The 15809-nt window shown below is 47.4% G+C and carries 15 protein-coding genes; 4 read left to right on the top strand and 11 right to left on the bottom strand.

From position 1 onward, the window contains the following. Window positions 1–14: 14 nt before the first annotated feature. Window positions 15–1049: a phenylalanine--tRNA ligase subunit alpha gene (gene pheS, locus MHH76_RS15265; RefSeq protein WP_003184229.1), complete on the bottom strand. Its 1035-nt coding sequence runs from the start codon at window positions 1047–1049 to the stop codon at window positions 15–17. A gap of 362 nt (window positions 1050–1411) precedes the next feature. Further along, a complete protein-coding gene (locus tag MHH76_RS15270) occupies window positions 1412–2158 on the bottom strand; it encodes an RNA methyltransferase (protein ID WP_025811016.1) in 747 nt (248 codons plus the stop codon). Window positions 2159–2276: 118 nt separating this feature from the next. Here MHH76_RS15270 and sspI point away from each other — a divergent pair, with 118 nt between their 5' ends. Continuing rightward, window positions 2277–2489: a small acid-soluble spore protein SspI gene (gene sspI, locus MHH76_RS15275; protein WP_023855460.1), complete on the top strand. Its 213-nt coding sequence runs from the start codon at window positions 2277–2279 to the stop codon at window positions 2487–2489. Window positions 2490–2520: 31 nt separating this feature from the next. On the opposite strand, the gene cstA is transcribed toward sspI, so the two are convergent. Continuing rightward, entirely contained in the window at window positions 2521–4317 is a 1797-nt protein-coding gene (gene cstA, locus MHH76_RS15280; protein WP_020452513.1) for a carbon starvation protein CstA, read from the bottom strand. A gap of 199 nt (window positions 4318–4516) precedes the next feature. Between cstA and MHH76_RS15285 the strand changes: the two genes are divergently transcribed. From MHH76_RS15285 to MHH76_RS15295, 3 genes are read left to right on the top strand one after another with little or no spacing between them, the layout of a single operon-like run. After that, complete coding sequence (locus MHH76_RS15285) at window positions 4517–5110, top strand: TetR/AcrR family transcriptional regulator (protein ID WP_023855462.1); 594 nt, start codon at window positions 4517–4519, stop codon at window positions 5108–5110. 10 nt (window positions 5111–5120) lie between these two features. Further along, a complete protein-coding gene (locus MHH76_RS15290; RefSeq protein ID WP_025811015.1) occupies window positions 5121–5600 on the top strand; it encodes a PH domain-containing protein in 480 nt (159 codons plus the stop codon). Continuing rightward, a complete protein-coding gene (locus MHH76_RS15295) occupies window positions 5587–7035 on the top strand; it encodes a PH domain-containing protein (RefSeq protein ID WP_025811014.1) in 1449 nt (482 codons plus the stop codon). Before MHH76_RS15290 ends, MHH76_RS15295 begins: the two co-directional genes overlap by 14 nt. A gap of 126 nt (window positions 7036–7161) precedes the next feature. Here MHH76_RS15295 and MHH76_RS15300 read toward each other — a convergent pair whose 3' ends face one another. The 8 genes from MHH76_RS15300 to araB all read right to left on the bottom strand — a co-directional run bounded on the left by MHH76_RS15300 (window position 7162) and on the right by araB (window position 15809). Beyond that, window positions 7162–7437, bottom strand: coding sequence for a hypothetical protein (locus MHH76_RS15300; protein ID WP_025811013.1), 276 nt, complete (start codon window positions 7435–7437; stop codon window positions 7162–7164). A 94-nt stretch (window positions 7438–7531) separates the two neighbouring features. After that, on the bottom strand, window positions 7532–9040 hold the full coding sequence (locus tag MHH76_RS15305) for an alpha-N-arabinofuranosidase (RefSeq protein WP_025811012.1): 1509 nt from the start codon (window positions 9038–9040) through the stop codon (window positions 7532–7534). A gap of 35 nt (window positions 9041–9075) precedes the next feature. Next, complete coding sequence (locus MHH76_RS15310) at window positions 9076–9918, bottom strand: carbohydrate ABC transporter permease (RefSeq protein WP_020452519.1); 843 nt, start codon at window positions 9916–9918, stop codon at window positions 9076–9078. Next, window positions 9918–10862: a sugar ABC transporter permease gene (locus MHH76_RS15315; RefSeq protein ID WP_025811011.1), complete on the bottom strand. Its 945-nt coding sequence runs from the start codon at window positions 10860–10862 to the stop codon at window positions 9918–9920. Before MHH76_RS15315 ends, MHH76_RS15310 begins: the two co-directional genes overlap by 1 nt. A 30-nt stretch (window positions 10863–10892) precedes the next feature. Continuing rightward, window positions 10893–12170, bottom strand: a complete 1278-nt coding sequence (locus tag MHH76_RS15320) for an ABC transporter substrate-binding protein (protein ID WP_106070691.1) — start codon at window positions 12168–12170, stop codon at window positions 10893–10895. A 23-nt stretch (window positions 12171–12193) separates the two neighbouring features. Then, window positions 12194–13399, bottom strand: coding sequence for a sn-glycerol-1-phosphate dehydrogenase (locus MHH76_RS15325; protein ID WP_025811010.1), 1206 nt, complete (start codon window positions 13397–13399; stop codon window positions 12194–12196). A gap of 16 nt (window positions 13400–13415) precedes the next feature. After that, a complete protein-coding gene (gene araD, locus MHH76_RS15330) occupies window positions 13416–14102 on the bottom strand; it encodes an L-ribulose-5-phosphate 4-epimerase (protein WP_025811009.1) in 687 nt (228 codons plus the stop codon). A gap of 15 nt (window positions 14103–14117) precedes the next feature. Further along, complete coding sequence (gene araB / locus MHH76_RS15335) at window positions 14118–15809, bottom strand: ribulokinase (protein WP_025811008.1); 1692 nt, start codon at window positions 15807–15809, stop codon at window positions 14118–14120.

Consider the following 15809-nt stretch of genomic DNA (forward strand, 5'->3'; position numbering starts at 1 on the left):
ACGCGTCCTCCTCTTTAAGCCTGTTTAAATTGAGATAAAAATCTGACATCGTTCGTATAGAAATGACGAATGTCGTCAATGCCGTATTTCAGCATCGCGATCCGTTCAACACCCATTCCAAATGCAAATCCCTGATATTGTTTGGAATCGAATCCGGCCATTTCGAGCACGTTCGGATGCACCATTCCGGCGCCGAGAATTTCGATCCAGCCCGTTTGTTTACAAACGGAGCAGCCTTTGCCTCCGCATTTAAAGCAGGAAACATCGACTTCGACAGACGGCTCTGTAAACGGGAAGAAGCTTGGACGCAGTCTGATTTCGCGCTCTTCGCCGAACATCTTTTTCGCGACCGTTTCAAGCGTTCCTTTTAAGTCGCTCATGCTGATATCGCGGTCAACGCAGAGACCTTCAATCTGCATAAACTGATGGGAGTGTGTCGCATCATCGTTGTCGCGGCGGTATACCTTGCCGGGGCAGATGATTTTGACAGGGCCTTTGCCTTTATGCTTTTCCATCGTGCGCGTCTGGACGGGAGACGTCTGCGTCCTCATCAGCGTATCTTCCGTAATATAAAAACTGTCTTGCATATCGCGGGCCGGATGCTCTTTCGGAAGATTGAGCGCTTCGAAGTTATAATAGTCGGTTTCTACTTCAGGACCCTCTTCCACCGAATATCCCATGCTGATAAACAAGTCTTCGATTTCTTCAATAACGATCGTCAGCGGATGCCGTGCTCCTGTTTTTACAGGGCTTCCCGGAAGCGTCACGTCAATCGTCTGTTCTTTCAGCTTCCTTTTCACCTCTTCTTCCTCTAGGCGGGCATTTTTTTCGGCAATCGCCGCGGCGATTTTTTCTCTTACTTCGTTCGCCAAGGCGCCCATTTTCGGCCTTTCTTCAGCGGACAGCTTTCCCATTCCCCGAAGCACTTCCGTGATCGGTCCCTTTTTTCCCAGGTACGCAACGCGGACATCGTTGACTTCTTTTAATGAACCAGCGGCTTCCACTTTTTCAACCGCTTCTTTCTCAAGCCGTTTCAGCTCTTCCTGCATCTTAAAAACTCCTCCTTTTATGTAGCAACCTGTTATTTTAGGCAATAAAAAAAGCCCCTTTCATAATGAAAGGGACGAATCGTGGCCGTGGTACCACCCTTTTTTAAAACAAAGCAAAAAAGCTTTGCTGCTTACTTCATTGGCATAACGGAATGAATCCGGTTCACCTTTACACATCCCTCGAGAGACGCGGTCCCGGTGACAACTCAAGAGGTGAAGCGTTTTTCCGGCCTGCCATAAAAATGCTTGCAGTCTAAGGCATTTTCTCCCTAAATGGCGACATGTGAAAAAACGGAGCCTCTATCACTGTTTTTAAACATATTACATTCATTATAGTGAATTACATGATCCTGTGCAACCGGTTATCCGTGGAGATGATAAAGAAGGACCGCGGCTGCGGCCGCCACATTCAGCGACTCCGCTTTTCCATAGATCGGAACGTACAGATTTTGGTCGGTCTGTGCGAGGAGATCCGGATCGACCCCAGATCCTTCGTTTCCGATCAATAGCGCAAATGACTGCGACGGCTCCGCTTCTCTAAATGGCACGGCATCTTGCAGCGCTGTGCCGTATACCGGGACGCTTTTTCCCTTTAGCTCTTCAATCAGCTCCGAAAGCTCGCGTTTTAAAATCGGAATGTGAAAATGCGAACCTTGAGCCGATCTGAGCGTTTTGGCATTGTAGGGGTCGACAGTGCCTTGTCCGATCACAACGGCATCGATCCCCGCCGCGTCTGCCGTCCGGATGATCGTCCCTAAATTGCCCGGATCTTGCACAGCATCCGCAAGCAGCAGCTTTTCGTATTGAAAATGTCCGCTTTCAGGCATTCGGCATACAGCAGCGACAGCCTGGGGTGTCTCTGTTTCGGCAATCGCCGAGAAAGCATCGTCGCTCAAAATATAGCGGGCAACAGACTCATCAAGCGCGGCCGGGAAATCCGCTTCGTCTCGGACCATGATTTCTTTCACAACACCCGGTGTCTTCAGCGCTTCCTCAACGAGATGCTCGCCTTCTATTAAGAAAGTATTGGTTTTTGTCCGCTCTTTTTTCGTATGAAGTTTTTTCCAATCCTTCACTTTTTGATTTTTGGCTGATTCAATTCGTTTCAAATCGTTTTGACTCCTTTGTCTCGCAATAGTCACATTATATCTCATCAATGATACATAATAAACCCGAAAGCGAGGCAGAATATAGAAAATCAGATTTGATGAAATGGAGTGAAAAAAGATGGATTTGAATTTGCGCCATGCCGTTATTGCCAATGTATCAGGAAACTCGCAAGAAGAGCTTGAGCACACGATCGTCGATGCGATCCAAAGCGGTGAAGAAAAAATGCTTCCGGGATTAGGTGTGTTGTTCGAGGTCATCTGGCAGCACGCAACTGAATCGGATAAAACTGAAATGCTTGAGACATTGGAACAAGGATTAAAAACGAAATAAACCGGCGGCCTGAAACGGCCCCGGTTTATTTTCATCCTGGAATAGAAGGCTCCATCCGCAATGCCGGATCGCGCCAAATCTCCGTCCACTTTTTAATGGCAGCCGCCATGATCACCAGCCCCAGCAGCAGCATAATAATTGATAAAATGCCGTTTAAAACGCTGAAACCGGCAGCTTCCGCATTAAAATAAACGTTTTTGATCATCCAGTATCCCGCATAGTTGACCGTTACGTACAAATAAGCGAGCGGAATGAGACATGTCAGCATATAACGCCGTTTGTCCGCTATTTTTAAAATGACCGTCGCGCCGATAATTAAACCGACGGATGCCATCAGCTGGTTGGATACGCCAAACAGCGCCCAAATCGAGCTGATGTCGCCTGAATACAGCAAATACCCCCACATGAAACAGGCAACGGCGCTCGCTGCGACCGAACCCGGAAGCCAGTCCGTTTTTTTCAGCGGTTTGTACACTTCTCCGAAAAAGTCTTGAATCAAATAACGCGCCACCCTTGTACCGGCATCAATCGCCGTTAAAATAAAGACGGCTTCAAACATGATGACAAATTGAAAAAAGTAAGAGGCCAAATGGCTGAAAAACGGAATATCCGTAAAAATATAAGCCATGCCGACGGCAAGGGTAACAGCTCCGCCTGTTCTTCCTTCAAGATCGAGACCGATTTCGCGGCTGAGTTCAGGCAGGTGGACGACATTCATGCCAAGCGTCCGAAAGACTTCAGGCGAACTGTTGATGGCAAAATAATCGCCCGGCTGCAATGCCGTTGCCGCGATCAGCGCCATGATGCCGACAAGACACTCAACGAGCATCGCCCCAAAGCCGACGAATTTCATATCGCTCCACTTATCAAGCATTTTCGGCGTCGTGCCTGAACCGACAAACGCATGGAAGCCGGAAATCGCACCGCAGGCGATCGTAATTGAAATAAACGGCCAAACCGGACCAGGTGATACAGGTCCCCCTCCGCCCGTAAACTCGGTAAACGCCGGAAACGGAATCGCCGGATTGACGACGAACACCCCGGCAATCAAAGCGATAAACACCCCGATCTTCATGAAGCTGCTCAAATAATCGCGCGGCGCAAGCAGCAGCCATACAGGGAGCGCAGCTGCAAAAAATGCATAGACAGGAAGTGCGACAGCAAGCGTTTTCGTATCAAGCGTCAAGGCGTCTCCAAGCGGCGTTTCCGCGATGGACGGTCCGATGAAGACACCGGCCATCAGTAAAATAAATCCGCCGGTTGACGCTAATTTTAAGTTGCCTGTCTTTTTATAAAATAAACCGACCCCCATCGCGATCGGAATTGTAATCGCAACGGCGAACGTCCCCCACGGATTGCGTTCAAGCGCATGAAGCACAACCATCGACAGCCCCGCCATCGTGATCGTAATAATAAACAGCATCGCAAGCCCCGTGCAAAATCCCGCAACAGGCCCGAGCTCTTCTTTCGCCACTTCTGAAAGCGACTTTCCCTTCCTCCGCATGGACGCAAATAAAACGACAATATCATGCACGGCTCCCCCGATCACCGCTCCGATCAAGAGCCACAACAGCCCCGGCAAGTAGCCGAACTGCGCCGCCAAGATCGGCCCGACAAGCGGCCCCGCGGCTGCGATGGCCGCAAAGTGGTGGCCGAAAGACACCCATTTGTTCGTCGGCACATAATCTTTGCCGTCTTTCTGGAGATGGGCAGGAGTCGGCTTGTCATCATCAACCTTCAACACTTTCACCATCATAAATGTTCCGTACAAACGATAGGCGATCGCCAAAATACAGATGGAAGCGATCACAATTGTTATTGCATTCATCCAATTCCTCCCCCCTTTGTTTCTTTTTTAACATATCTCATATTTTTTGTAAGCGCAATCATCTTTTTTCGAAAAAAGACACGGCCTCCATCTTCGCTTTTTATGACAGCTTCCTTTTGTTATAGACGAGCACCCGGACCTCTCAGTTTGATTTCATATTCTTATTGACACTTTAGCACGATCGTACTAAAATTGAGCCATGAATACGAAATCACAAAAAAGACGACTGCAAATTATTGAAGACGCTATTCAAGTGCTTGTGGAAGAAGGCTATGCGAATGCCTCGATCGGCAATATCGCAAAAAAGGGGGGAATCAGCAAAGGAGTCGTTACGTATCATTTTCCAAATAAAATGCAGCTTATGAAGGCTGTTGTTGAGTATTGCTACGGACTTGCAGCACCTTATATGGAAAAATTCATGGATGGTTCAGACAGTGCGCCGGCGACACTGCGCGCATACATTGAATCAAATCTCAGATTCATGTATGAACACCGGGCTTACGTGACCGCAATCATTGAGGTGGTATCCAACCTACGAACAGAAACCGGTGAGCTGTTTTACCAGAATGAAGATGAATCAATATATGAGCCATTAGTTGAAATTTTTAAGTGGGGACAGGAAACAGAAGGGAGTTTCAGGCAGTTTTCCCCGCACATTATGGCCAGAACCGTCCGAAGCGTCATCGATTCTCTTGGGACCAAAATCGCAAATCAAGATATATCAGATAAGGAAGACATGATATCAGAAATTGTCGATACGTTCGATTATGCAACAAGAAAAATAACTAAATAGGGGGGCTATCGTGAACACTGGTGAATTTAAAAAATTGGACGGGAAAATTGTTGCCGTACGGAAGCTTGAAGGTGTGATCACTTTATGTGTGTATGCATCCTTGATTCTGGCATTGCTATACTTTACTATCACATTCGGCTGGCCAAAATGGATATTGGCTGTCACATTATGTTTAGCTGTTGCCTCGGTACCGTTTGAACTTTATCTTTTGCCGAAGTGGAAATATCACTTGTGGCGATACCGCCTAAGTGAAGTAAGTATTCAAATCCATAAAGGGATCATTTTCAGACGAAAAGTATTAATTCCTATGGGGAAAGTCCAGCATGTCGAAGCAAAACAAGGTCCTATTTTAAAAAAGTACAATTTATATACAGTGACTTTATCAACGGCAGCTGGCAGCCACGACATTCTGGGATTGGCCGAAGGAACAGCCGATTCGATCCGCAAAGAAATTGAAGCCTATGCGAGGTTAAGCGATGAACAAGTCTGACACATTGATCAAACATCGTCTCCATCCGGTTTCCGTCCTTTACTTTATCGCTACAGCGATCAAAGAATCCTTTTCCTTTATTTGGTTATTTCCACTGCTCGTATTATGTATTCATAAACTGGGCGGTGACATTCCCGCTTTCCTCATCAATATCACTTTAGGCTCATGCCTTATCATGTCGTTTTTCGTGATTGGTGTATTAAAATGGCGGTCATTTACCTACCAAATACATGAGAAAGCGATATATGTTGAATCCGGTTTGCTTGTCGTCAAGAAAAGATGGGTGCAGCCGGATCGTATACAATCAATTGATTCTGCGATTCGTGTATATGATCATTTATTTTCCACCCGGACTTTGACAATTGAACTTGCCGGAGGAGAAGAATCCGGCATCACACTCAGCTGCATTTCAAAAGAAGAAGAACAGCGCATTCGGACGGCTTTAAAAGCAGAAGCAAAAGACAGGCCGAGCGAACATGCTGAAGACTCCATGTTTCAATTATCTAAAAGTAACCTCATTTTACACAGCCTGCTATCGCCTAAAGTCGGGATTGTGTTTACGCTGTTATTACTGGGATTGCTAAAATATATGGATATATCGAAAGAAGGAGACAGGGACACTTTGTTCACCTCCTTATCCGGCTGGTTCGGCCCCAACTGGATCATGATCACGGTGGTCTTGATGGCTATTCTATCATTCGCGCTTTCGCTATTACTCACATTTGCAAGTGATTTTCAATTCACATTAAGGAAAAATAGCAAAGGAGAAATTGAGATTGAGCAGGGTCTGTTTGAAAAGAAAAAACGAACGATCGGACAAGACCGGATACAGGCCGTTCTCATCATTGAGCGTCCGATTCACCGATTCTTGGGGTATGCAGAAATCAAAGCTGTTGTGATTCGCAATCGTTCAAATGAGCAAAGCAGTAAAACCGTCACCCTACTTCCTTTTGTTAAAAAAGAAAAGGCCGAATCCATGCTTGAACCGTTTACCGGTTACCGCAAAGGAGGCCATCTGCACACGCTCACAAAGGGAGCGAAAATTCACTATATGGTTATGCCATTTATAGCCGGCTGTCTTTTTGCCATACCGATATGGCTGTTTGTACCTTCCGACTATCACAATCTGGCTGCAGTTCTGCCGCTCGGATTATTCAGCCTGGGGTGGATAGGGTATCGGATGATTGGCTGGAATCAAAGCAGCCGGTTTTTAACTTTGCAATACGGAATTTTATCCCGGAAAACGGCAATTATGAAACGCGGACGCATTCAATGGGCATCATTGAGCCAAACATTTATGCAAGAGAGAAAAAACTTAGCGTCAATTAAGCTGGCCGTTGCCTCAGGAAAAGAAAATATGAAATTTTCGATCAGCCACATTCCAATAGAGAGTGCAGCAGATCTTTATCAACATGTCCTTAAAACAAAGGAATAATTTTCAAAATCACCCAAAACCCAGTTGACTAATAGGAATAATAAGAATAAAATAGACACATGCTTCATCTGCTGCCTTTTTTAAGGCGTAATTGGCGGGTATCATCGGATATCCGCCTTTTTTCTGTCAGCATAACGGAACAATAAAAAAATGAACGGCCATGACTAGACAGAAAGCGGCGCTCCCTCCGATTCGATTGATGTTTGTTTTGACAAGTGAAGCTGAGAGATGGTGAGACAGCGAAAAAAACAATATGGTGCCGATCAAGATGACGCCCGCCTCTAAAAATGAGTGATTGAGAAACCGGGTCCGATCAAGGACCGCCGTGATAAACAGAAGCCAAAGGTATGCTATAAATGCGTACATCAAAAAGCAATATGCAGCCGAAAAAAACGACTTCATCATATCCCCCCTCCTGTTTTATAGTATTCTCCGACATAAATGCGCACACCTTTTCACACCTAAAAAAACCGGCACAGCGGCCGGATTTTTTAGATCATCTTTTTTTCACTCTGATCACATTCCAGGAAAGTTTCGGAAGGTGAGCCGTCAGCCTGCCGTCACATACTTTGGCGTCTCCGCCGCTGTGCGGAACGACGTTGTTGCGGTCTTTTTCATTCGTCGCTTTATGATCTTCGTGTTCCAGAACGATGTGCTCAGAGACACTGTACCCTTCAAAGCTTCTCATATCGGCTTCCATTTCAAGGCCGGCGTCAGTTGCGCGGTTGACGGCAAAAACGGTTAATTCTTCGGCTTCTTCATTGAAAACAGACACGGACTCCAGGTACGGCACATCCGTAAAGTCTTTCGCATCATACTTCGGAGACGATACCGCCGTCTGCAATACCGTTCCTCTGCCGTAGACGGAAGCGTGCATAAACGGATAGAAAATGGTCTGACGCCACGCTTCTCCGCCTTTGTCTGTCATAATCGGCGCGATGACATTGACAAGCTGAGCCAGACAGGCGATTTTCACGCGGTCGGCATGCTTGAGCATCGTAATCAGCATACAGCCGACGAGAAGCGCATCCTCAAAGTTGTAGATGTCTTCAAGAAGGTGCGGCGCTTTCGCCCAGCGTTCAGCTTCTTTGTCTTTTTCATTCGAGTGATACCAGACATTCCACTCATCATATGAAAGGTGAATCGTTTTCTTGCTTTTCTTTTTCGCTTTCATATAGTCGCAGACTGAGATGACCGTTTTGATAAAGTGATCCATGTCCAGCGATCTCGCCAAATAGTTTGGAAGGTCATTGTCACGGTTGCCGTAATACGAGTGAAGCGAGATGTACTCGACGTGTTCGTACGTATGATCAAGCACGGTCGTTTCCCAGTCGATGAATGTCGGCATTCCGCTTCCCGAACTTCCGCAGGCGACGAGCTCGATCGACGGGTCCGTCCATTTCATCACCTTCGCGGCTTCAGCGGCAAGTCTTCCGTATTCGGCTGCAGTTTTATGGCCGATTTGCCATGGACCGTCCATTTCATTGCCGAGGCACCATGTTTTAATTTTATGCGGTTCCTTATATCCATGGGATTTTCTCAAGTCGCTGTAGTACGATCCTGACGAATGGTTGCAATATTCTACCAGGTTGCGTGCGGCATCAATTCCTCTCGTTCCGAGGTTGACGGCCATATTCACCTCTGCCCCGACAAGCTTTGCCCAATCCATAAATTCGTTCGTACCGATTAAGTTCGGCTCGGTTGTCGCCCACGCCAAATCAAGTCTTGTCGGCCGCTGTTCGACAGGACCGACCCCGTCCTCCCAGTTATAACCTGAGACGAAATTTCCGCCGGGATACCTGATAAACGGAACCTTCAGTTCACTGACCAATTTAATAACGTCTTTCCGAAAGCCAGATTCGTCAGCTTCAGGATGATCGGGCTCATAAATGCCTTCGTAAACGGCTCTGCCGAGATGCTCGATAAAGGATCCGTAAATTCGCTTATCAACCTCTGCCACCTTATATTCCTTGTCAATCGTCATCTTCGCTTTGTGTGCAGTCATGTTAAATCATTCCTTTCAAGATGATATATAGTGGATCAGCCTTTAATTCCGCCTGCCGTCAAACCTGATATAAAGTACTTCTGGAAGAACAGGAAAATGAGAATCACGGGCAGAATCGCCAGCACAGAACCCGAAATCAACATGTCATAATTGTTCCCGTACGGACTGAGCAAAGCGGACAGTCCGATTGGGAGCGTAAACATTTCTTTCGATCGCAAAACGATCAGCGGCCATAAGAAGTTGTTCCAGCTGTTTAAGGATTGAAGAATGATCATCGCTCCAAATGCCGGCTTCATCAAGGGCGCCATAATCCTGAAGTAAATGCCGAACTCTGTGCAGCCGTCCATTCTCGCGGAATCAAGCAAATCTCTCGGCAGGCCGAGCGCATACTGTCTAAAGAAAAACACGGCGACAGGCGAGACGATAAACGGCAGAATCACACCGGCGTATGTGTCGACAATATGAAGAGAAACCGTCATTTTAAATAAAGGCAGCATGAGAATTTCGATCGGCACCATCATGATCAGGAGCACAGCTACAAACAAGAGATTTTTTCCTTTAAAGTCGTAGACGGCAAGCCCGTATCCGACCATTGAAGAAAACAAGAGCGTCAGCACGGTGGATATCACCACGAGAATCAAGCTGTTCGAAAACCATTGAAAATAAATGCTTCCTCCATTAAACAAGTATGTGTAATTGTCAAGGCTCAGGATTTCAGGGCTCAGCTTTAAATTCAAGCCGAAGCGCAACAATTCCGAAGATGGTTTGAGCGAGCCGAGCACAAGGCAGAAAAGCGGAAACACAAACAAAAAGCTTAGTATCGCAAACAGCAGAAACAGAGCAACTTTCGCAATGTTGAGGCCTCTGGCAGGACGCATTAATAGCCCTCCTTTTTAAAAGATCCAGACAGCTTTAATGAAATGAGGCTGCAGATGAAAATGATGATCAAGAGCACGATGCCGAGCGCCGAGCCGTAGCCCATGTTGTTGTAGGCAAGCCCCTGCTGATAAATGTATCCGACCATCGTCAGGCCGATGTTGCCCGGAGAGTTGTTTTGCCACAGCACATAGCTTTCTTCAAACATCCGGAAGCCGCCGATGATGCTGATCGTCAGCACGTAGACGCTGACGGGCTTTAAAAACGGAAGCGTAATATGGTAAAACTTCTTGAACGTGCCTGCGCCGTCGATTTCGGCAGCTTCATATAATTCTTTCGGAACGTTCTGCAAGCCCGCCAAAAAGTACAGGACATTGATTCCCATCCATCTCCAGGATGCGAGCATCACCATTAAAAACATGCCGGTATGTTCGTTGTTCAGCCAGTTGTACGGCGAAGCTCCAAACTTAGCCAATATCGAATTCGCCAGCGATGTCTCCATTTCTCCAAAAATCAGCCTGAAAATAATCCCCGCCACAATGGTTGACGTCAGAGCCGGGATGAATAAAGCCGATTTGAACACGTTTTTAAACTTTACGAGTTTAGAATCTAAAAAGACTGCCAGAATAAGAGGAACAGGTATTAAAATCAGCAATGTCCAAAAGGTGTATTTTACGGTGTTGAATAGTGCGGTATAAAATGTAGGATTGTTTAATGCTTGATAGTTCTCCGTCCCGATGAAGCGGACTTCCCCGGGGAGAATGCTTTGAAAGCTCATGATGACGACGCTGATAAGCGGATAAAGAAAAAATATGCAGAAGGAGAGTACAAAAGGTGCTGTGAAAATGTAGGGTGCGGCTTTTGCTGAATATAATAATCGTCTGATCTTTCTTTTTCTGCTCACCGGCGGAAACGAATGCACTGTATCTGTTTTAACAGTCTTCAAGTTATCGCCTCGCTTTACAGTAATGAAAGACTATTGCCCTTTCACTTCAGCTGCTGCTTTGTCCAATGCTTCTTTCGGTGTTTTGCTCTTCGTTTTGAGCGCTTCGTACAGGACGTTTCTGTTGACGAGATCAGAAGTCTTCGCATAATCCTCAGTAAGGTAAAGCGGATTGATCTCATCCTTTATGTCAAGAAGCACGGAAAAGATGTGTTGTCCGTTTTGAAAGTATTCTGTATATTGATTTGGTTTTTTCAATTCGTCCGAGTCCCACACATCCCATCTGAGCGGATCGAATCCGAGCACGGTCCACAGCTTGATGTTGCCTTCTTTCGATGCTTTGGCAAATTTCAAGAAATCCTTGGCCAGATCGACCTCTTTCGCCTGTTTTGGAATCACGGTGGCCGTTCCGCCCATTCCCGCTGAACGGTCTCCCCCTTCTTCCCATGCCGGCAACGGTCTGATCGCGATTTTCCCTTTCAAGTCAGGCATATAATCCAAAAAACGGCCCATATACCAGATCGGCATTAAGACAGACGCCGCGCCGCCTTGGTTCATAAACCCGTAGTATTCTTCACTGTGATGATTACCTCCGGGCGTTGTGACGGCAATTTTGTCTTTCTCAATTAAAGTCTTTAAAAATTCGAGCGTTTTTACGTTTGTCTCATTGTTTAATGTCAAACGCCCCTGCTCATCAAAGTAACCGGATCCCTGCTGGGAAACCAGCGGCAGAAATGAATTCGGATCGGTCGTTTCAATCGTTGTCATCGGCTTTCCGAGAGCTTTGACGACCTTTTTGCCCGCTTCCCTGTAATCTTCCCACGTTTTGATGTCGTCCGGATCAACGCCTGCTTTATTCATCATTTCCATGTTGTAATACATCACGGTTGTTCCGACATGTGTGTCAAGTCCGTAAAGCTTGCCGTTCTTGCTGTAGAGCGTCAGCCTCGCTTCAACAAACTTGTCGCGTTCGCCCTCCACAAGCGGCGTTAAATCTGTAAGAGGAATGTCAGAGCCCTTCAAAAAGTTCGAATAGCGCCCCAGCTCAACATCGGCAATATCTGGAACCCCTTTCCCGGCTAAAAGCGAGATTGATAAATTGTCATGCATCTGTCCATACGGATACACCACTGTATTTAATTTGATTTTTCGCTCGGGATACTTTTTGTTCCATTCTTTCACCATCTCAGCATAAAACTGTTCATGAAGGCCGTTGAATGTCCAAAATGTCAGTTCGGTGCCGTCCGCTTGATCAGAGGCTGGACTTGCCTTGCACCCCGATAAAAGCAGACATGCAGCGACCGTGACCATAAAGATAGATGAAAGGAACCTTTTCACATTTTAACCCCTTTCACGCCTGGTCCTTTGCCTAAAAGCCCCGGCAAAAGGCCGTATTGATTGATGATTTTCAGTCCTGTATACCGGTCTCTGAGCTGATGGGCGTATGCGAGCGCTTCTTTCACCAGCTCTTCTTCAACATCGAGTTCTTTGAAAGATACAGGCCCGCCGATACGCCTCATCCACTCTGCCATTTTCTTACCGTCAGGAAGCTTTTCATAAACGGAGCGAATCGCTTGCTCAGCGTGTTGATCACCCAGGCTTGTACCGATAAGAGATCGGTAAATGTCAGTCAGCATGATGGCGCTGCAGCCGACTTTAGCACCGTGGAGCACTTGCCGCTTATTGTTCTCCAACGCTTTCATTTCAAGGTAGTGGGAAAGATGATGCTCGCCGCCGGAAGCCGGCCTTGAATGGTCGAGAACCAGCATGACAAGACCAGAAAGGATCAGTGATTCCATCAATTTCTTAATCCCATCACGCGTCTTGGCAGCGATGTCATCTTTTCGGTCAAGGCATTGATCAAGCGCTTCCCTCGTGAGCCGGCTGGCGGCCGGGCAATACGGCTCATCGGCAAGCAGGCGGGAAATTTCCCAATCAGCAAGCGACGTCTCCTTGCCGAGCATATCGCCAAAACCTGCGGCTATCATGTTCTGCGGCGCTTGACACAAGAGCTCCAAATCGGCAAAAAGCGCGATCGGCGCTGTCGTTTGAACCGTCTGTTTCTTTCCTTTTAAAATCAGCGGTGCTCCGGCTGAAGTAAAACCGTCAACCGACGGAGCCGTAGGAACTGAAATAAACGGGATGCCGCGCTGATAGGCGCAAAACCTGACGATGTCGTGAATCGTGCCCGCTCCGGCCGCAATTAGTACATCCGCATCAATCGGTACACCGATCAATGCACTCACTAATGTTTGCTCATCCGCCGTCACATCGCCCGCTTCATTAGCTTCCAGCAGAACATGAACCGTTTCAGCCGTTTCTTCAAGAAGAGCCGCAATCCGCTTACCGGCTATCCGTCCGGTCGTTTCATCATAAATGACAGCGGCTTTTTTATAGGAAGCATATTTCACGAAAGCGGGCAATTCTTGCTCAACAGCTTTGCCGCCGATCGCGATTTTTTCGACTGTAAGCGGATGATGAACAGCTCCGCATTCGCACGCACCCAAAGTGTCTTTCACATAAGAGATCAAATCTTTCATTGACAGCTTCCCTCCTCTATTGGCCGTAATACGCGTCTGCCCCGTGCTTGCGAAAATAGTGCTTATCCTGCAAAGCGCTCTTAATCGGCTCAAGAGACGGATTCAGCATCAGGGAGCGGTACGCCATCTTCGCGACTTCTTCCAAGACGACAGCATTGTGTACGGCCGCCAAGGCGTCTTTCCCCCAGCAAAACGGCCCGTGATTGTTCACGAGAACGCCGGGCATCGCCAGGGGGTCCAGATGCCGGAACGTCTCGGCAATCACTTTTCCTGTATTCAACTCGTATTGACCTCTGATCTCCTCAGGATTCATTTCTCTTGTACACGGAATGTCACCGTGGTAATAGTCGGCATGAGTCGTTCCGAGTGACGGAATATCCTTCCCTGACTGCGCCCAGCTTGTCGCCCACGGAGAATGCGTATGGACGATCCCGCCGATCGACTGAAACTGCCGGTAAAGATAGAGGTGTGTCGGCGTATCGGAAGACGGCTTCAGATCCCCTTCTACAATCTCGCCGTCCATATTCAGAACCACTAAATCTTCGGCTTTCAAATCGCTGTATTTGACACCGCTTGGTTTGATGACGACCAGCTCATTCTCCCGGTCAATACCGCTGACATTTCCCCATGTAAAGGTGACAAGCCGGTATTTTTCAAGTTGCAAATTCGCTTTTAATACTTGTTCTTTCAAAGATTCCAGCACAGTTTTCTCCTCCCTTTAAGCCATCGCTTTACCGGTGTCAGAACTAATGGACTGGATGTTTTTCAATTTTTTAAGGCGTTTCATCACGTTGTTTTGCTTTCCGAAGTACGTGTAAAGCTCCTTGTATTCCGTATAAAGCCGATCGTATAAGGCAACGTTTTCAGGAATTGGTTTGTACGTTTGATCCTTGATCTTGCCCATATGTGCGACTGCTTCTTCGATATGGTCATAACCGCCGCTCACGCTTCCGGCCGCGAGCGCTCCGAATATCGCGGAACCTAAAGCCGGCGCCTGCGGAGATCCGGATATTTTGATTTCCATGTTGGTGACATCCGCGTAAATCTGCATGATAAACGGATTTTTTTCGGCGATTCCTCCTGCGGCATACAGCTCCTCGATCGGCACACCGCTTTGTCTAAACGTTTCAATAATGATCCTCGTCCCGTAAGCAGTCGCTTCAACCAATGCACGGTATATCTCTTCAGACTTAGTGGCAAGCGTCATACCGAGCAGCATGCCTGTCAGATCGGCATCAACGAGTGTTGAACGGTTTCCGTTCCACCAATCCAATGCAAGCAAACCGCTTTCGCCGATTTGGAGACGGTCAGCTTTTTGAGACAGCAGTTCGAAAATGGAAATCCCTTCGGCTTTAGCTTCTTTCATATACGCTTCTGGTACAAAGTGTTGAATCAGCCAATGAAAATGGTCGCCGACGCACGATTGGCCTGCTTCATAGCCGACATAGCCCGGGAGAATCCCGTTTTCAACAACACCGCACATTCCCGGCACCATTCTGACATCTTCACCGAGCAGCATATGGCAGGTAGACGTTCCCATGATCATCAGCATCTTGCCCGGCTCTGTGATGCCGACCGCCGGAACTGACACATGCGCATCAACATTTGCGACAGCGACCGCCGTACCAGCCAAAAGCCCTGTCTTCCCGGCCATTTCTTCAGTCAGTCCGCCCGCTTTTTCACCTACAGAATAAATATCCTCTGTTAATTTTTCGCGAACGATATTTTTCAGCTTCGGATGCAGGCTTGCGAAGAAATCATCAGAAGGATAGCCGCTTTTATTGTTCCAAATCGCTTTATAACCCGCTGTACAATTGTTGCGCTTTCTAGTTCCGCACAGCATATAGACGATCCAGTCGGCCGCTTCCATAATCTCGGCTGCAGCATCATAAATAACAGGCGCTTCTTCCGCGATTTGCATCACTTTTGGAACGAGCCACTCGGAAGAAATTTTCCCGCCGTATGTTTGAAGAAAAGGTTCATTTCTTTCTTCCGCGATTTGATTCAAGCGATTCGCCTGCTCCTGTGCAGCATGGTGCTTCCAAAGCTTGACATAGCTGTGCGGTTCTGACGCATACTCTTCCCTCATGCAAAGAGGAGTGCCGTTCTCGTCAACGGGCAAAATCGTGCAAGCCGTGAAATCGATTCCGATGCCGATGATTTCTTTCGGATCCGCTTTCGACTGCTTTAAAAGGCTCGGAATTGTTTCCTCCAGCACTTCAATGTAATCAGCCGGATGCTGGAGCGCCCAGTCCCGCGGAAGTTTTCGCTTTGAGACGGGAAGCTCCCGGTCTATCACCCCGTGTGTGTACTCTTTGACAGCTGTCGCGATTTCCTCACCTGTCCGGACATCGACGAGAACAGCGCGTCCTGACAATGTTCCAAAGTCAACTCCGATTGTGTAAGGGAT

The sequence above is a fragment of the Bacillus sp. FSL L8-0193 genome, assembly GCF_037976065.1.
GTDB lineage: Bacteria > Bacillota > Bacilli > Bacillales > Bacillaceae > Bacillus > Bacillus paralicheniformis.